The following is a 17,605-nucleotide window of genomic DNA, read 5'->3' on the forward strand; positions in this document are numbered from 1 at the left end:
CTTGAAAATCCCGCGATGCAAGACGCGATGTGTTCCGTCACGCGCCGCGCGCGAGCCGTTACGGCCGTGTTGACCGCAATCGTCCGCCCGCCCCGCCCGCCGCCCGCGCCCCGCCCGTCAGCGCGCCGCGCCCGGCCACGGGCCGGGAGTGGCGACCACCGGTTCCCGCTCCACCTTCGTGTCGAACAGCCGGAAGCCCCGGCGCAGATAGTTGTCCATGGCGTGCGGCCCGTCCTCGGAGCACGTGTGCAGCCACACCCGCTCCGTCGGCGTCCGCCCGGGCCAGCGTTCCGCCAGGTCCCAGGCGCGCGCGGTCCCGTACGACAGCAGATGACCGCCGATCCGGCGCCCCCGGAAGGCGGGTATCAGGCCGAAGTACATGATCTCGACCACCCCGTCGTCCTGCGGGTCCAGCTCGATGTACCCGGCGGGGGTGCCGTTCTCGTACGCCACCCAGGTCTCGGCCCCGGGACGCTCCAGGATCTCCCGCCACTGCGCGTACGTCATCGCGAGCCGGTCCGTCCAGCGGACGTCGCCGCCGACCGCCGTGTACAGGAAGCGGCTGAACTCGGGCAGCGGCACCTCGGACCGCACGATCCGCACATCGCCGTCGGGGACCGTGGCGGGGCGCAGGTCGTCGGGCGAGGTCTGCTCCAGGGACCAGACGGTCACGTCGGCGGTGCCGGGGGCGGGGGACCCTCCGGCGGCTGCGGCGGGGGAGGCGGCGGTGCGCGCGGGGCTGTTCATGGCTGCCAGGGAACCATGCCGGGCGCCCGGCGCCCAAGCCGGTCCGCCGTCCCCGCCGCCGTACGCCTCCGTGCCGTCCTTTTGGACCCGTCCGTGCCGCTCAGGGGGTGCGGGCGGCGCGGGCCCGGACCACCACCGGGGCCGTCGAGCGCGGCAGCAGGTCGGCCGGCTGTTCCGGATGGACCACCTCCACCTCGACCTCCTCGCCGAAGCGGTACGGGCGGTGGTCCAGCACCTCCGCGAGATGGCGGCGGATCCGCGAGATCTCCGCCCGGACCGTCACCGTCCGGGTGGCGTCCCCGAAGACGTCCTCGGCGAGTTCGGACGCCGTACGCCCCTCGCGGTGCAGCGCCAGGGCGTACAGCAGCTCGGCGTGGCGCGGCGAGAGTCGCTGCGAGCGGGTGTCCACCGCCCCCACCACGCTGACCGAGAGCCCGTGCGGCCGGCTCAGGTCCAGCACCACCCGCCGGCGCGGCCCGTCCCCGGCCCCTTCCGCCGCCCTCACCAGCCAGCCCCCGGGCAGCGGCTCCGCCTCGCACATGCCGAGCGACGACAGCCAGATCCGGCCCGCCCGCATCGACTTGGGCAGCGGCAGCCGCTCCACCGGCGGCATCCCGGTCACCGCCGCCACCCAGCCGTGGGCGTCCACCGCCACGGCCCGGCCGCTCAGCCGGCACAGCAGCGGCGACGCCACCGAGCGCAGCCGGTCGACCGCCCGCAGATGCCGGTTCCTCAGCTCGCTCTCGGCCAGCCGGGCCACCGAGCCGACCAGGGCCAGCGAGGTCGGATGGAAGGCGGACGCCGGGCCGCTCATGTCGACGATGCCCATCAGACGGCCGTCCCGGGGATCACGGACCGGGGCCGCCGCGCACGTCCAGTTGTGCAGCCGGCGCACGAAGTGCTCCGAGGAGTGGACCAGGACCGGCGCGCGCGAGACGAGCGCCGTGCCGATCGCGTTCGTCCCCGTGCTCTCCTCGGCCCAGGCCGCGCCCTCCGCCAGACAGATGCCGTCGGCCCGGCGCAGCACCCCCGTGTTGCCCTGACGCCACAGCACCCGGCCCTCCACGTCCGTGACCACCACGATCTGCTGGGCGGTCTCGGCGAGCGAGACCAGGCTCTCGTTCAGCAGCGGCATGACCTCGCTCAGCGCCGACGTCCGCCGCCTGCGCTCGACCTCGTCCATCTCCAGCAGCACGCTCTCGGTGGACTGGTCCGGGTCGAGACCGCTGCGCAGCATCCGTTCCCACGAGGCGCCGATCTCGGCCCGGAGCGCGGCCGGCACGGCGTGGCCCTCCAGCCTCGTCTCCCTGGCCCGATGGATCTCGCGCAGGGCCTGGGCGGACCGCGGGACGGCCGGGACGGCCGATCGTGCCGCCTCGGCGGCGCTTGTCTCCACTCTCAATCCCCCCAGACGCCAGGGCCGGCCCGACGGCCCGCGAGCCCCATCCTGCACCGCCGGGAGGGCCGACAGCGTGCAGTCCACACAATGGTTGCAACCCTTTGCAACTCTGGCGAGGGGGTGCGGGTCCGTACGAGAGTGACGGAACACCGTGCGGCGGCGCCTGTGCGCCGCCGGCCGGCGTGCACAGCATGGGGGGTGGTGCCGTGTCGGCGCAGCATCACCCCCCGTCGCTATGTGCGCGTACCGGAGTTGACGCGACCGGCACGCCGTGACGCCACCGGCGCGACCACGTGCGACCACATGCGTCCCGACGCGGACCGGACGGCCCCCTTCCGTCCGGTCCCCGGCGCGTTCAGGCCCCGGAACGCTCGGGCCCGGCGCGTTCAGGGCTCCGGAACGCTCAGCGTCGGTGTGTTCAGGCCCCGGAGCGCTCAGGCCCCCCGGCGGTCCACCGGCCGGGCCCGTTCCACCACCGATGCCAGGTCGAGGCTGTGCGGCAGCGTCCCGAATCCGGCGCCCCGGTCCCCGCCCAGCCGTGACGCGCAGTACGCGTCGGCCACCTCCGGCGGAGCCCAGCGCACCAGCAGCGACCCCTGGAGCACCGCAGCCATCCGCTCGGTCAGCCGACGGGCCCGCGCCTCGATCCCCTCCAGATCGGCCAGTTCCGTCAACATGTCCCTGATCGCCGCGTCCAGCCGATGATCGGCGCCGCGCGCCCGGCCCACCTCCTGGAGGAACGCGTTCAGCGCGGCCGGCTCGTGTCGCAGCGCCCGCAGCACATCCAGCGCCTGGACGTTCCCCGAGCCCTCCCAGATCGAGTTGAGCGGCGCCTCCCGCAGCAGCCGGGGCATCCCGGACTCCTCGACGTAACCGTTGCCGCCCAGGCACTCCAGGGCCTCGGCCACCATCGGCGTGCACCGCTTCGTCACCCAGTACTTCGCCGCGGGCACCGCGATCCGCAGAAAGGCCCGCTCGCTCCCGGTGTCCGCGTCGTACGCGGCGGCCAGCCGCATCGCCAGCGCAGTCGCCGCCTCCGACTCCAGCGCCAGGTCGGCCAGCACGTTGCGCATCAGCGGCTTCTCGATCAGCACCCCGCCGGACACGCTGCGGTACGCGCAGTGGTGGACCGCCTGCGCCACCGCCTGCCGCATCAGCGCCGCCGAACCGGTCACGCAGTCCAGCCGGGTCGCCGCCACCATCTCGATGATCGTGCGCACCCCGTGCCCCTCCTCGCCGACCCGGCGCGCCCACGTGCCGTCGAACTCCACCTCGGCCGACGCGTTCGACCGGTTGCCCAGCTTGTCCTTCAGCCGCTGGATCGCGAACGGGTTGCGGGCGCCGTCGGGCAGCACCCGGGGCAGCAGGAAGCAGGTCAGCCCGCCGGGCGCCTGTGCCAGCACCAGGAACGCGTCGGACATCGGGGCCGAGCAGAACCACTTGTGCCCGGTGAGCAGGTACTCGCCCGGCGCGGACAGCGGCACGGCCCGGGTCGTGTTGGACCGGACGTCGGTGCCGCCCTGCTTCTCCGTCATGCCCATGCCGAAGAGGACCCCGGCCTTCCGCTCCGGCGGCCGCAGCCCCTCCTCGTACACCGGCGAGGTCAGCAGCGGCTCCCACTCGGCGGCCAGCGCCGGGTCGGCGCGCAGCGCGGGCACCGCCGCGTGCGTCATCGACAGCGGACAGCCGTGCCCCGCCTCGGCCTGCGTCCACACCAGGAAACCGGCCGCCCGGCGCACATGACCGCCCGGCCGGTTCCACGCGCCGGTCAGACCGGCGCCCACGGCGTGCCCCAGCAGCCGGTGCCAGGACGGGTGGAACTCGACCTCGTCGACGCGGTTCCCGTACCGGTCGTGGGAGCGCAGCACCGGGGGGTTCCCGTTGGCCTGCGCCCCCCACGCCTGCGCCTGGGCGGAGCCCGCGGCCCGGCCCAGCTCACCGAGCTCGGCCTCGGCCCCGGCCAGCAGCTCGGGCGGCAGATGCCGCCGCACCGCCTCGGTGAGCGCGAGATCCGCCGCGAAGACGTCGTAGCCGACGAGCGGCGGTACCTGGTTGGATACGGTGTGGGTGGTGGGTGCCATGCCGATACGGTAAAGACGTGCAGGCAGCGAACGAAACACCCGAGCGGCCATCGGGACGGCTCCACCGGGCCCGTGTCCTCTACCGCAATGTGTCGAAGCGGCAGGTGGCCTGGCAGCTGCTCAAGGACACGGTCAACTCGTGCATGGAGTACCGCATTCTCGGGCTCGCCGCCGAGGCCGCGTTCTTCACCCTGCTGTCGCTGCCCCCGCTGCTCCTCGGCCTGATCGGTCTGCTCGGCTACGTCGACGAGTGGACCAACACCACCACGGTCGCCTCGATCGAACGCAACATCCTCAACGCCGCGCACACGGTGCTCAGCGAGCGCGGTGTGAACGACTTCGCCAAACCGCTGCTCGCGGACGTCACCACCGGCGCCCGCCCCGACGTCATCTCGATCGGCTTCGCGATCGCGCTGTGGTCGGGCTCCCGCGCGGTCAACGTCTTCATCGACACGATCACGGTGATGTACGGCCTCGACGGCCAGCGCGGCATCGTCAAGACCCGGCTGCTCGCCTTCCTGCTCTACGTCGTCGCGCTGCTGCTGGGCGCCGTCGTGCTGCCGCTGCTGGTGGTCGGCCCCGACCGGGTCGTGGAGCTGGTGCCGTGGGGCACCGAGCTCATAAGCATCCTGTACTGGCCGCTGGTGGTCCTGCTGTCGATCGCCTTCCTGACGACGCTCTACCACGTGTCCGTGCCGGTCCGCTCGCCGTGGGTGGAGGACGTGCCGGGCGCGCTGGTGGCCTTCGTGATGTGGGTGCTCGGCAGCTTCCTGCTCCGGATCTACCTCACCAGCACGGTCGAGGGGCCGACGATCTACGGCTCGCTGGCGGCCCCGATCGCGGTCCTGCTGTGGATCGGCGTCTCCGCGTTCGCGGTGCTGGTCGGGGCGGCGGTGAACGCGGCCATCGACCGGGTGTGGCCCTCGCTGGCGACGGCCGCGGCGCGCGCGGCCAACGACCGGGTCCGGGCGGCACAGGCCGCGGAGCTGGTCGCCCGGGCACGGGCGGAGAGCGAGGACGACGACGAGGACGACTGCGCCTACATGCCGTCCGAGTTCCCGGAACGCTGGTCGCGGTTCCTGCCGCCAGAGGACGTGAAGTCGCGGTTCCAGCCGGGCCGGGACAAGGACCAGGACAGGCCGGGCGGGCAGGACGAGGACTGAGGCCCCCGCCCCGGGCCCCGTACGACGAGGCGGGCCCGTGCCACGAGGGGGTTCGCACCATGAGACGCGCCCGCGGGACGACGGGCGCATGGGACGACGGATGACCATGAACGACGGGCAGGGCGGGCGTAGTAGGCAGGACGGGCGTAGAGGGCAGGGCGCGCGCGACGAACGCGGCGGGTACCGGGAGCGGGCCTCGCGGTTCGACGGCGCGACCCTCTGGACCCTGGACGTGCCGAACGGGGCGGCCCGGGCGACTGGGGAGGCCGGGGGAGCCGGGGCGACTGGGGCGGCTGGTGTGGCCGGGGCGGCCCGGGCGACTGGGACGGCCGGGGCGGCCGAGGAAGCCAGGGCAGCCGGTGAGGCCCGCCCCGTGCTGCCCGACGGGTGCATGGACCTGCTCTGGATCGACGGCCGGCTGCTCGTCGCGGGCCCCGACACCCGTGCCCATGTCCCGGACCTCGCGGCGGGAGGGCGGTACGCCGGAATCCGCTTCGCGCCCGGCACGGCTCCCGCACTCCTCGGCGTACCGGCGCACGAGCTGCGCGACCGCCGGGCGGGCCTCGCGGACCTGTGGCCGGCCGCACGGGTCCGCGCCCTCACCGAACGTGTGGCCGAGGCCCCCGACCCCGCCGTCGCGCTGGAGGCCATCGCCCTGCGCCGGGCCGCGGGGACCGCGCCCCCGGACCCCCTGATGCGGTCCGTCGCGGCACGCCTCGGCGAGGGCCGGTCCGTCGCCGAGACCGCCCGGTCCGCCGGCCTCGGCGCCCGGCAGCTGCACCGCCGCTCGCTCACGGCCTTCGGCTACGGGCCCAAGACGCTCGCGCGGATCCTGCGGCTGCGGCGCGCGCTGGCCCTCGTCCGTTCCGGAACGTCGTACGCCGAGGCGGCCGTGCTGGCGGGCTGCACCGACCAGGCCCACCTGGCGCGGGAGATGCGCGACCTGACCGGGACCACCCTCACCGCCCACCTCGCCCGGGCCTGACCGGGCCGGCGGCCCGCGCCACCGGGCGTTCCACCGGTTCCGCCACCGGCCCGGTCCGCCGTCCCCCGCCCCGCCTCCGCCCGGTCTCAGCCGAGGCCGGCGAAGAGCGAAACCGCGCAGCCGTCCGGGTCGAGGACCGACGCGTACCGCTGCCCCCACACCGCGTCCCACGGCTTCAGATGCCCTCGGTACCCGGCGCCGGTCAGGTCCGCGTACACCGCGTCCACCTCCGCCGGGCTCTCGCAGCGAAAGGCGAGGCCCAGGCGCTCCCCGCCGCGCGACGGGGACCACCCGGGGTCGTACGAGCGGACGACGTCCTCGGTGTCCCACAGCAGACGCTGCCCGCCGGGGAGCGTCACCTCGACATGGGGTGCGGAGTCCGCGTCGGCGGGGATGTCGAGCCCGAGCCGACGGTAGAAGGCGAGCGATGCGGCCAGATCCGCCGTGATGATGCCGATCGCGTCCATGCGTGGAGTCATGTCCTCGACCGTAGGCGTGGCGCGGCGCCGGGTCTTGTACGAAACGGACACGGCCCGCGCCCACCGGAACGGCGAACCGGAGCGTGGGGGCCGCCCCCACGACGGGGGGAGCCCCCGGTCCCCCCGGCCCTCGGCCCCGCTCCCCGGCCCCTGCTCCCCGGCCCGCTGGACGCGTCGGTCTCAGGCCGCTTCGGCGGGGGCGTCGGCCGGGATGACGTGCGTGAGTCCGTGGGAGGCGAGCGGCGCCCGGAACGGCTTCCAGATCGCCGGGTCGGTCAGGTTCGTGAAGAGCCCCGTGCAGGTGTTCGTCTCGCCGGTCACCAGTCCGTACACAACGGCCCTGCCGGACGGGGCCGGATCGAACAACGGCCCCCCGCTGTCGCCGGGCGCGACCCGCTTCTCCGCAGTGCCCGCGCAGATGAACTGCTTGTCCCAGATGCCTCCTTCGGTGTCGAACCCGGTGATTGGAAGCTTCGCCTCGCGCAGGCGGGACGGCTTGGCCGGGTCGGCGAGGTCGGTACGCCCCCAGCCGGCGGCGCGCAGCAGGCGGCCCGGCCGCACCTTCGTCCGCAGCGGGGGAAGGGCCGCGCTCGGCTGGGCGGCGGGACGGTCGAGCACGATGAGGCCCAGGTCCGTGTTGGTCAGCGTCGAGAAGCCGGGGTGGCTGTAGACGGAGAAGTGATCGTCGGTCATAACCGTTCCGCCGGGCGTGCTCGAATCGGCGCGCCCCAGAACCAGCCGGATCTCGACCTTGCCCTGTACGGCCCACTTCGCGCAGTGCGCCGCCGTGGCGACGACCCGGCTGTCGACGAGCGCCGCGCCGCAGTAGTGCGACCAACCCCCGTCGTCATCCTGTTGTTCGAGCTGTACGACGAAGGGCCGCTCGTCGTCCGCGACCGGCTCTCCGCCCACGACGGCCGAGGCGGACGGCGCGGCGGCGCACACGATTCCGAACGCACCGGCGCCCGCCAGTGCGGTGACCGCCTGTCGGCTCATTGACTTGCGCAAGGGAGCACTCGCTTTCGTCTGCCGCCGGGCGCGGACCCGGCGGGCTTGCGCGGGACGGCGTCCGGCCGCCCCTTCGGCTGACCCGATCCTGGGCCGGAGGGTCTTCCGGGCGGTCTCGACGCCGTGTCAGGCACATCAGGGCATCCGCTCAGTCGTGTGACAGCCGTGCGCGGCGGCCGTCTCCGGCACGCCCCGCGGCGCCCGGCCCCCCGGCCCTTAAGCGGCCCCCGTGCCCACCCCGCGTCCGTGTGCGTCACCGCCCTCGTGCCCGGCGCCGTCCCCGCAGTCGGCGGGGGACGTCCCCGAATCCGTCAGCGCCAGGCCGAGTTCGGCGCGCTCGGTCACCCAGCGGGTGGGGCGGTGGCGCGGGTCGCCGGTCGACCGGTGCAGGGCCCGGTGCAGCTCCAGCATGCGGGCGGCGCCGACCCGGTCGCCCCAGGCCAGTGGGCCGACCGGATAGCCCAGCCCCGTCGTGACGGCCAGGTCGATGTCGGCGGGGGAGGCCAGGGAGCGTTCCGCGATCGACGACGCCACCGACACGATCGACGCCAGCAGCCGCTGCGCCACCGAACCGGCCGTGTCCCGCACCACCGACACCGCGTACGGGTCGCCGCCGTCCGCCGCCCGGGCCAGCACCGCGCGGGCGTCGCGCGCGGCGGCCGGATCCGCCGCCGGGGTCACGGCCAGCACCCGGCGCCGCCCGGCCGGGGGCAGCGGGTCGACGCCGAAGGCGCGTTCCCGGGGCAGCCCGTGAGCGGCGACGGCCGAGGCCACCGTCGTACCCCAGACCGGCACCAGCACCACGGCCGAGGCGGACGGCGCCGCTCCGGCCTCGACGGCGGCGCCCCCGGCGGTCAGGGCCTCGCGCAGCGCCGCCGCGTCGCCGTCCCGGCCGCCGGCGCCGTGCACGAACACGGGACGGCCGGCGTCCCCCGTGACCGGGGGCTCCGACGCCGGACCGGGCGCCTCGGGGCCGTACGCGAACCAGCCGCGCCCGGTCTTGCGGCCGTGCAGCCCGGCGGTCACCCGGTTCGGGGTGAGGTAGGACGGGCGGAGCCGGTCCTCGTACCGGAATCCCCGCCAGATCGAGTCGATCACCGCGGCCGTCACGTCCAGCCCCGTCAGATCCATCAGCTCGAACGGCCCCATCCGCAGGCCGAGCACGTCACGGGCGATCCGGTCGATGTCCGCGGGCTCGCCGACCGACTCCTCCAGCAGCGCCAGGGCCTCCGTCACCAGGCCGCGTCCGGCGTGGTTGACGAGGAACCCCGGGGTGTCGGCGACGGTGACGGCGCGGTGCCCGCAGCCCTCGACGAACGCCGTGAGGGCCGGCGGGATCTCCGGGCGGGTGGCCGCGCCGGGCACGACCTCGACGATCCGCATCAGCGGCACCGGGTTGAAGAAATGCAGCCCGGCCAGCCGGGTCGGGTCCTTCAGCGCGGCGGCGATCCGGGTCACGGACAGGGACGAGGTGTTGGTCGCGAAGACGGTCGTCGCGGGCAGCGCCTCCTCGAGACGGCCGAAGACCTCCGCCTTGGTCCCCAGGTCCTCCCGCACGGCCTCGACGACCAGCCCGACGTCCGGGCCCGCCGCCCACGGGTCGTCCAGCGGAATCAGTCGTTCCACGGCCGCCGCGGCATCCTCGGCGGACATACGGCCCTTCTGCACGGCCCGTTCGAGCATGGACCGCACGAACTCCACGGCGGCTGTCACCGCCTCCGCGCGCGCGTCGCACAACTCCACGGTGTGTCCTGCGGTCGCCGCCCACTGGGCGATGCCGCGGCCCATGGCCCCGGCGCCGACGATTCTGATACGCATGGCGGTTGACGTCCTCTCGGGGGTGGCAAGTGATCCGTCCCAAGGGCCGCCCCGCCATCCGTCCCCGCACGCCCGGCACGGATCACGCGACAGCCCCCAGCGAAGATAGACGCGATTTGGCCGTCCGTTCCGTGACTTGCGCGGATCCCCTCACCGACGGGCCGCCCCCGCCCGGTGGCCAAGCCGCCCTCCGGCGGCATCGCCCGCCCCTCCTGGGGGCATCGCCCCGCCTTTCCGGTACGCCGGGGCCGCCCCCGAGCCCCGGCGGGGCCGGCGGCTATTGATCACCGTTCACCGCGAAATTAGAGTCGCGCCCGGACCTCTGTCCGGCGCGCCGGGACCGAGGGACGCGGCCGTCGGGGATCCGGGCGCCGGCCCGCCCCAGGAGCGGACGGCGCCACGACCCACCACCGAAAGGTCACTCCGTGCCCGACCAGCAGAACGACATCGTCATCTGTGAACCGCTGCGCACCCCCATCGGCCGCTTCGGGGGAGTGTTCGCCCAGCAGACCCCGGCGGCCCTCGCCGCACGCGTCGTCGCGGAGGTCGTCGCCCGCACCGGAGTCGACCCCGAGGCGGTCGACGAGGTGATCCTCGGACACGCCTACCCGTCCGCCGAGGCGCCGGCCGTCGGCCGGGTCGCCGCCCTCGACGCCGGACTCCCCGAGACCGTCACCGGCACTCAGATCGACCGCCGCTGCGGCTCCGGTCTCCAGGCCGTCCTCGACGCCGCGATGCAGATCCGGGCGGGCTTCAGCGAGATCGTCGTCGCGGGCGGCGTGGACGTGATGAGCGCCGCCCCCTACTACACGCACGAGGGCCGCTGGGGCATCAAGGGCCCCGGCCTCCAGCTCCATGACGCCCTGGCCCGGGGCAGGGTCACCGCGGGCGGCGTCCACCACCCCGTGCCGGGCGGCATGATCGAGACCGCCGAGAACCTGCGCCGCTCCCACGGCATCGGCCGCGCCGACCAGGACGCCCTCGCCCTGCGCTCGCAGCGGCGGGCCGCCACCGCGGCGGCCGAGGGCCGGTACGACGCCGAGACCGTCCCCGTCACCGTACGGACCCGCAAGGGCGAGACCGTCGTCACCGCCGACGAGCACCCCCGCCCCGACACCACCGCCGAACAACTCGCCGCGTTGCGCCCGGTCATGGCGAAGACCGACCCCGAGGCCACCGTCACCGCGGGCAACGCCAGCGGCCAGAACGACGCGGCCGCCGCCTGCCTGGTGACCCGCGCCGCCACCGCCGAACGGCTCGGCCTCACCCCGCTGGTCCGGCTCGTCTCCTTCGCCCGCGCCGGGGTGCCCGCCGCGACCATGGGCCTGGGACCCGTCCCCGCGACCCGGACCGCCCTCGCCCGCGCCGGGCTCACGCTCGCCGACCTCGACCTGATCGAGATCAACGAGGCGTTCGCCGCCCAGGTCCTCGCGTGCACCCGAGAGCTGGGGCTCGGTGAGACCGACCACGAGCAGCGGATCAACGTCAACGGCTCCGGCATCTCGCTCGGTCACCCGGTCGGCGCGACCGGCGCGCGGATCCTCGCCACCCTGACCCGCGAAATGCACCGCCGCGAGGCCCGCTACGGCCTGGAGACCATGTGCATCGGCGGCGGACAGGGCCTCGCCGCGGTCTTCGAACGCGTCGGCGCCTGACCCGCCCGGGGCGCGGGGCGGGCCGCCCTCGCCCCGCCCCGTCGGCGTCCCGACGCCGCTGCCCGCGTGCCCGGGCCGGGCCGTCGACGTACGCACGTCCGCCGGACTCCGGGGGCCGGCTATGCGCGGGCGCCCTCCCCGGGCCCGGCGCAGAGGCCGCCGCACGCGGTGGCGAGGGCACGCTCGGCCCCGGCCACGAGACCGGTGACGATGTCGGCGGCCGGCTCGACGGCGGTGACGAGATCCAGCGCCTCACCCGCCCAGACCGGAACGCCGTCGATCTCGCCCCGCGCGACGGCCTCGCGGAACTCACCACGGAGGACCTCCGGGTTTCGGGCGATCTCCTCCTCGCGATCGAGCCACCGGTCGGTGAACGCGTCGCGCAGGGTGCGGGCGGTGCAGTGCTCGGGCCAGCCGGAATCGCGGGCGACGTCCAGCACCCTGCCCCGCACGGTGTCGCCCCCGCGGCCCTCGACGAGAGCCCGGGCGACCCGCGGCGGGACGAGGGCCTCGGAACTGGCCTGGAAACGCGTGCCCACCAGCACACCGGCCGCCCCCAGCACCAGGGCCGCCGCCACCCCGCGCCCGTCCGCGATTCCGCCCGCGGCCAGCACCGGCGTCGGCGCGACCAGATCGACCACCGCGGGAACGAACGGCAGGGTGCCGCGCGCGCCGCCGTGCCCGCCCGCCTCGCTGCCCTGGGCGACGATCGCGTCGGCCCCGGCGTCGCGCGCCCGGCGCGCCTCCTCCAGGCTGGTGACCTGCACGATCAGCGCGGCACCCGCCTCCCGGACCCGCGAGGCGTGCGGAGAGGGGTCGCCGAAGGAGAGCATCAGCGCGTGCGGTTCGTACTCCAGCGCCCGGTCCACGACGTCCGGCCCGACGGCCCAGGCCAGCAGGCCGACGCCCCAGGGGCGGGAGGTCCGCTCGGCGACGAGCGCGAGCTCGCGCGCCAGCCAGTCGCGGTCGCCCCGGCCGCCGCCGACCAGGCCGAGACCGCCGCTGTTCGACACCGCCGCCGCCAACGCGCCGCCCGCCGAGCCGCCCATCGGGGCGAGCGCGATGGGGTGCCGCAGCTTCAGGGCCCGGGTGAACGCAGTCGTCAGAGGCATGTGACGCATCATCGCCCACCGGCCGACAGCGCACGAGAGGGCCGGGGCCCCCGGGACGGCGACGCCCCGGGCGGACGGCCCGCCACCGACGCGTCGCCCGGGACCGACGCGTCGCCCGGGACCCCGGCGTTCGCCCCGGTGCCGGGCGAGGCGTCGTCACCGCCCGGGCGGACGCCGGATGCCGCCGTACAGGTAGCTGTCGGCGCCGTCGAGCGCGGCGCGGCTCCACGCCTCCACCTCGCCGGGGCCCATCGACGGCCAGTCGGGCGGGCGCTCCACCAGTTCACGGCCCAGCCTGCGCCCCAGTTCCACCAGGCGCGCCCCCTCGGCGGTGCGCTCGTCCGCGTACCGGCGCAGCGCCTCGGCCACCGACGAGGAGGCGCGCAGCGCCCGTTCCAGACACAGGGCATCCTCCAGCGCCTTGACCGCGCCGCTGGCGGTGTGCGGCCGGGTGACGCTCGCGGCGTCGCCCGCCAGCAGGAACGGCGGCTCGGCGGCCCGGGCCACGACGAAGTCGGCGACCGGATGGAGCGCCTGGGCGGCGTGCTCGCCGCGGGCGACGATGTCGGCCCACTCCGCCGGGAAGTGCTCCTCCGCGAGACCGCGCACATCCTCGGTGGAGACCGGGGACCGCGAGCCGGCCGGCCGCGGAGGGAACCCGTAGATCGCGTAGGCGAGCAGCCGCGAACCCGGAACGGTCCCCGGGATCAGATAGAAGACGCCGTGCCCGCCCGGGTACCCCAGCGTGACCCAGGAGGACCGCAGCAGCGCCAGCGGCCTCGGGTGGTCGCGGAGCGCGCCCAGCGGGATCGTGCCCCGCCACACCAGATACCCGGCGTGCGTCGGCCGCACGTCCGGCGCGACCAGGCCGCGGGTGACGGACCGGTGCCCGTCCGCCCCGACCACGATGTCGTACTCCCGTCGCCCGTCCCGGGTACGGACGACGGCCCGGCCGGCGGGGGAGCGGCCGACGGACTCGACCGGCAGCCCCCGGTGATACACGCTCCTCCCGGTGTTCGCGCGCAACGCCCGCCACAGCAGGCCCCAGTTGCAGGAGGCCACCGGCGCCCGCTGCCGGGCCAGTTCGCGAGTCGACCGGCCGCCCGGCTCCCGGGCGAGCCAGACCCGGGTGGCCACCGGCGCGGTCGGCATGTCCGCGCCCAGATAGCCGTTCCACACCAGCTCCCGGTGGAGCGACGGAGGCATCACGACGCCGAACCCCCGGTCCTGCAACGCGCTGTCGCTCCTCTCATGGACGGTGACCTCCGCCCCGGCCCGGATTCCGGCGATCGCCACCGCGCAGCCGGCGATGCTGCCGCCGACCACCCCGATGCGTAAATCCGCCAACGCCATCGCCCACCACCGTTCTGACGAACCGACAGGTGCTGATCCGTCCTCATCGTCGCACCCGGTCCGGCCCGGGGCGGGGGCGTGCGGCATCTCCCGGGGCGCATCGCGTCCCAGGGGGCGCACGCTTCCTCGACGCGGGGCGCGCGACCTCCGGGACACGGGTCGTACCACCTCCCGGGAGCGCGACGGACGCGGTATGCGGTCCGCCCAGGGGCGTACGGGCCGCGCGGGGCGGCCGGTGCGCCGGGGAACCGGAGACGAACACAGGGGTCCGCCGGCACAGCCCCGGCTGTACCGACGGACCCCTGTGGCTCGGGTGAGTGGCTAGTGGCCGCGCGTGTCAGCCCTTCGAGGCGCGGGTACGGCGGACCAGCAGGGCGCCGCCGAGCACCATCGCGGCGCTCGCGCCGCCGGCCAGACCCAGGTTGGTGTCGGAACCGGTGTGCGCCAGCTCCGGCGGCTTGTGGTGGTGATGTCCGTGCGGCTTGTGGTGCACCGGCTTGTGCGGCCAGTGGTGGGTGGGGGGCTTGGGCGGGTTGTGGTGCTCCGGGGGGCACTCCGGGTGGTGGTGCGGCGGCTTGTGCGGCGGGTGGACCGGCGGCTTGTGCGGCGGGTGGACCGGGGGCTTGTGCGGCGGGTGCACGGGCGGCGGGGGCGTCACGTGCCCGGACTCGTTCTCGCACTCGTTGCCGAACGCGGGGTTGAGCGCGCCGACCACGTCGACGGAGTTGCCGCACACGTTGACCGGGACGTCCACCGGAACCTGGACGACGTTGCCGGAGAGCACACCGGGGGAGCCGACGGCGACGCCCTCGGCGGTCGCCCCTCCGCCCTCGGCGTCGCTTCCCTTGCCGCCCTCGTTCTCGCACTCGTTGCCGAACGCCGGGTTCAGCAGACCGATCACATCGACCGTGTTGCCGCACAGGTTGACGGGGATGTGCACCGGCACCTGCACGGTGTTGCCCGAGCCGACGCCCGGCGAACCCACGGCGGCGCCCTCGGCGGAGGAGTCCGCGAACGCGTAACCGCCGGTCGCGGCCAGGATGCCTGACGCTGCCGCCATCACCAGCACGCTCTTACTCAAGGCTTTTCGCATTGATTGCCCTTTCTTAGGACACGTCGCGCGAGCGCGGGGCTCGCGGCTCATTCATCAGGCTGTACGGCTTCCGCCGGGGAAATCCCGGGCGTCCGCGTGCGCGGGCCGGTCGACGGTGGTCATGGCGGAGCGGAGAGAACACCTCGCAGCGTTCTTCACGCGATGAATCCACCTCCTGCCGGACGCACCCGGGCCACACGCCTGGTGATACTCATAACGAGGAGGAATTGTCGAGGAAACTCTTATTTCGTGGAATTTTTGTGACCACTCGAATGGATTACACGTGGGCTCCGCCCCTGACATGCTTCCAGCCGCAGCATTCCCCGTCCTTCACCCGTACGAGTGAGCAGAATGGGGGAGTCGGGCGTTCTTCCGGAATGGCGGCGCCGACGAAACGGTCCGCCGGTGCTTCTGACGTACTTTCGTACTGAAGTCCGCGTACATTCGGCGTTCGGGTGAATGGAGAGAACCAAAAGCCCGTTCGCGAGTTGGTCAGGAAGCTCCGGTACGGGGCATCCGGTACGAGAAGGGTTAATCGTGATCAAGAAGGTTCTGGCCACGGGCGCCGTGGCCGCCTCCATCCTCGGTCTGGGCGCGGCGCAGGCCATGGCGGTCGGCGACGACAGCGGTACGACCACGGTCAACGGCAACGGAGCCTCGCAGTCCTTCGGCAACGCCGTGACCCACGGCGACGGCAGCCCGCAGTTCGACCTGGTCCAGGGCAGCCTGAACAAGCCGTGCGTCGGCCTGCCGCTCAAGGCCAACGTCGGCTCGCTCATCGGCCTGATCCCGATCGCGGTCCAGGACGTCAACGTGCTGTCCTCGCCGCAGAACCAGCAGTGCACCGAGAACTCGACCCAGGCCAAGGGCGACGAGCCGCTGTCGCACATCCTGAGCAACATCCCGGTGCTCTCCGGCAACGGCGCCGGCAACAGCTGAACCGGCCGGCCGCAGTGACAGGCCCGGGCCGTCGGCGTTCCTCCTCCGCACGGTCCGGGCCGGCTGCTGTCCGGGCCCGGCGCAGACGCGCCGGAACGCCCCGCTGACGGCGCGCCGCCGCTCCGGCGCGCTTTCCGCGGGCGCTCCGTCGCCCGCTCATGACGCCGTGCGCACCGGCGACCCGTCGGCGCCGTGTCATTCAGGCGATTTCCGAGATCCTCCCTCCGGGAGGGTTTCGCCCCCGGTCCTGAGTCGTTACGAATTGCAGCGGCGGAGTCACGAGTGTTCAGGACCGCGCTCGTGCGGCACGAAGGACGTGGCCGCTCCGGACTCCGTCAAAGAAAGGGACAAAAGTGAAGTACACCAAGGCTGCCGCCCTCGCCGCCGGTACCCTGATGGCGGTGGGCGCCGCCGCGCCCGCCTTCGCCGACTCCGGCGCGTCCGGCGGCGCCGCCCTCTCCCCGGGCGTGGTGTCCGGGAACGTCATCCAGGTCCCGATCGAGATCCCGATCAACCTCTGTGGCAACACCATCGACGTGATCGGCATTCTGAACCCCGCCTTCGGCAACGCCTGCATCAACGCCTGATCTCCGGTCGGCAGGGCCGTGGGCCCGTGACCGGGAAGGCCCCGGAACGCGTGCGACGCGCGTTCCGGGGCCTTTCCTTACCCCGGCGGTCGAAGGCGAGGTCGCCAAGAAAATCGAGCACCCTCCAGTTGCCCGGTCTCCGTCGCGTCGTTACCCACGATGAAAGCGGTGGAGAACACCCGCCAAAGAGGCCGGTGCGGGCGCGATCGCGCGACCGAGGAAAACGCCGCTGCAGAAGGGAATCCGAAAGTGAAGTACGCGAAGTCCGCTGCGTTCGTCGCCGGTTCCGTGGTCGCTCTGGGGACGGCTGCTCCCGCCCTCGCCGCCCCCAGCGCCACGGCCCCCAACTTCAGCCTCACCGGCGGCATCAACCAGGTGGTGGGCAGCGCGCCGCAGGTCGTCGACCCGCTGATCGACACGGTCGGGGGCACTGCGGAATCGATGCACAAGAACGGCACGGTCACCAAGCTGGCCAACCAGGCCACCGGTGCGGCCAAGGGCGCGGCCCCGCTGCTCGGGGGCCTGCCGGTCGGCGGCTGATCCGACGCGTCGGCCCGGATCTCCGTCGGCCGGCGGAGCACGGCGCTTCCCCGGCGCCGTGCGCTCGGCGAACAGCCGCGCAGGGGAAGCACCGTTCGAGTGAACCGGCACAACCATCCTCGTCACCGCGAGTTGATCAGGACGCTCCGGACAGGCGAGCACCAGAAGAATCAGAAGGGCTTTTTTTCCATGATCAAGAAGATGATGGCCTCGGCGGCCTTCGCTGCCTCCATCGCCGGTGTCTCCGCCGCGATCGCCCCGCAGGCCATGGCCGTCGGGAACGACAACGGCACGACCTCGGTCAACGGCAACGGCGCCGTCCAGTCGTACGGCAACTCCGCCACCCACGGCGACTGGAGCCCGCAGTTCGCGCTCATCCAGGGCTCGCTCAACAAGCCCTGCATCGCCCTTCCGGCCAAGGCCAACGTCGGTTCGCTGCTCGGCGTCGTCCCGATCTCGGTCCAGGACATCAACGTCCTCGCGTCGCCGCAGAACCAGCAGTGCACCGAGAACTCGACCCAGGCCAAGGGCGACGAGGCGCTGTCGCACATCCTGAGCAACATCCCGATCCTGTCCGGCAACGGCGCCGGCAACAACTAGCGCGACCAGGCTCCGCCGGCCGTCGCCGATACCGGGCACGTCCGTC

General features: G+C 74.1%; 16 protein-coding genes. 7 read left to right on the forward strand and 9 right to left on the reverse strand.

The window, feature by feature from the left end; all coding sequences use genetic code 11:
• Positions 1 to 117: 117 nt before the first annotated feature.
• The 3 genes from WA762_RS30590 to WA762_RS30600 all read right to left on the reverse strand — a co-directional run bounded on the left by WA762_RS30590 (position 118) and on the right by WA762_RS30600 (position 4,227).
• Positions 118 to 747 (reverse strand): GNAT family N-acetyltransferase, encoded by a 630-nt coding sequence (locus WA762_RS30590; protein WP_335940039.1) that lies wholly within the window; start codon positions 745 to 747, stop codon positions 118 to 120.
• 100 nt (positions 748 to 847) lie between these two features.
• Complete coding sequence (locus tag WA762_RS30595) at positions 848 to 2,143, reverse strand: helix-turn-helix domain-containing protein (RefSeq protein ID WP_335940040.1); 1,296 nt, start codon at positions 2,141 to 2,143, stop codon at positions 848 to 850.
• Positions 2,144 to 2,580: 437 nt separating this feature from the next.
• A complete protein-coding gene (locus tag WA762_RS30600) occupies positions 2,581 to 4,227 on the reverse strand; it encodes an acyl-CoA dehydrogenase family protein (RefSeq protein ID WP_335940041.1) in 1,647 nt (548 codons plus the stop codon).
• Between the two features lie 17 nt (positions 4,228 to 4,244).
• On the opposite strand from WA762_RS30600, the gene WA762_RS30605 reads away from it, so the two are divergent.
• Positions 4,245 to 5,390 (forward strand): YihY/virulence factor BrkB family protein, encoded by a 1,146-nt coding sequence (locus tag WA762_RS30605; protein ID WP_335940042.1) that lies wholly within the window; start codon positions 4,245 to 4,247, stop codon positions 5,388 to 5,390.
• A gap of 373 nt (positions 5,391 to 5,763) precedes the next feature.
• On the forward strand, positions 5,764 to 6,375 hold the full coding sequence (locus tag WA762_RS30610) for a helix-turn-helix domain-containing protein (protein ID WP_335940043.1): 612 nt from the start codon (positions 5,764 to 5,766) through the stop codon (positions 6,373 to 6,375).
• A gap of 86 nt (positions 6,376 to 6,461) precedes the next feature.
• On the opposite strand, the gene WA762_RS30615 is transcribed toward WA762_RS30610, so the two are convergent.
• From WA762_RS30615 to WA762_RS30625, 3 genes are all read right to left on the reverse strand, one after another.
• Positions 6,462 to 6,854 carry a VOC family protein gene (locus WA762_RS30615; RefSeq protein WP_335940045.1) on the reverse strand — a complete coding sequence of 131 codons (393 nt, stop codon included), beginning with the start codon at positions 6,852 to 6,854 and terminating at the stop codon, positions 6,462 to 6,464.
• A gap of 180 nt (positions 6,855 to 7,034) precedes the next feature.
• Entirely contained in the window at positions 7,035 to 7,850 is an 816-nt protein-coding gene (locus WA762_RS30620; RefSeq protein ID WP_335940046.1) for a S1 family peptidase, read from the reverse strand.
• Between the two features lie 228 nt (positions 7,851 to 8,078).
• Positions 8,079 to 9,680, reverse strand: a complete 1,602-nt coding sequence (locus WA762_RS30625) for a 3-hydroxyacyl-CoA dehydrogenase (RefSeq protein ID WP_335940048.1) — start codon at positions 9,678 to 9,680, stop codon at positions 8,079 to 8,081.
• A 425-nt stretch (positions 9,681 to 10,105) separates the two neighbouring features.
• On the opposite strand from WA762_RS30625, the gene WA762_RS30630 reads away from it, so the two are divergent.
• Entirely contained in the window at positions 10,106 to 11,335 is a 1,230-nt protein-coding gene (locus WA762_RS30630; protein ID WP_335940049.1) for an acetyl-CoA C-acetyltransferase, read from the forward strand.
• A 119-nt stretch (positions 11,336 to 11,454) separates the two neighbouring features.
• Here WA762_RS30630 and WA762_RS30635 read toward each other — a convergent pair whose 3' ends face one another.
• The 3 genes from WA762_RS30635 to WA762_RS30645 form a co-directional block, all read right to left on the reverse strand.
• Entirely contained in the window at positions 11,455 to 12,447 is a 993-nt protein-coding gene (locus tag WA762_RS30635) for an NAD(P)H-dependent flavin oxidoreductase (protein WP_335940050.1), read from the reverse strand.
• A gap of 156 nt (positions 12,448 to 12,603) precedes the next feature.
• Positions 12,604 to 13,800: an FAD-dependent monooxygenase gene (locus tag WA762_RS30640; RefSeq protein WP_335940052.1), complete on the reverse strand. Its 1,197-nt coding sequence runs from the start codon at positions 13,798 to 13,800 to the stop codon at positions 12,604 to 12,606.
• Positions 13,801 to 14,137: 337 nt separating this feature from the next.
• Positions 14,138 to 14,893, reverse strand: a complete 756-nt coding sequence (locus WA762_RS30645; RefSeq protein WP_335940053.1) for a chaplin — start codon at positions 14,891 to 14,893, stop codon at positions 14,138 to 14,140.
• A gap of 537 nt (positions 14,894 to 15,430) precedes the next feature.
• Here WA762_RS30645 and WA762_RS30650 point away from each other — a divergent pair.
• From WA762_RS30650 to WA762_RS30665, 4 genes are all read left to right on the forward strand, one after another.
• Positions 15,431 to 15,832 carry a rodlin gene (locus WA762_RS30650; RefSeq protein ID WP_335940054.1) on the forward strand — a complete coding sequence of 134 codons (402 nt, stop codon included), beginning with the start codon at positions 15,431 to 15,433 and terminating at the stop codon, positions 15,830 to 15,832.
• Positions 15,833 to 16,185: 353 nt separating this feature from the next.
• Complete coding sequence (locus WA762_RS30655; RefSeq protein WP_335940055.1) at positions 16,186 to 16,419, forward strand: chaplin; 234 nt, start codon at positions 16,186 to 16,188, stop codon at positions 16,417 to 16,419.
• Positions 16,420 to 16,668: 249 nt separating this feature from the next.
• Complete coding sequence (locus WA762_RS30660; RefSeq protein ID WP_335940056.1) at positions 16,669 to 16,959, forward strand: hypothetical protein; 291 nt, start codon at positions 16,669 to 16,671, stop codon at positions 16,957 to 16,959.
• Between the two features lie 189 nt (positions 16,960 to 17,148).
• A complete protein-coding gene (locus tag WA762_RS30665; protein WP_335940058.1) occupies positions 17,149 to 17,559 on the forward strand; it encodes a rodlin in 411 nt (136 codons plus the stop codon).
• Positions 17,560 to 17,605 lie beyond the last annotated feature (46 nt).

Source organism: Streptomyces tyrfis, assembly GCF_037034285.1.
Taxonomy (GTDB): domain Bacteria; phylum Actinomycetota; class Actinomycetes; order Streptomycetales; family Streptomycetaceae; genus Streptomyces.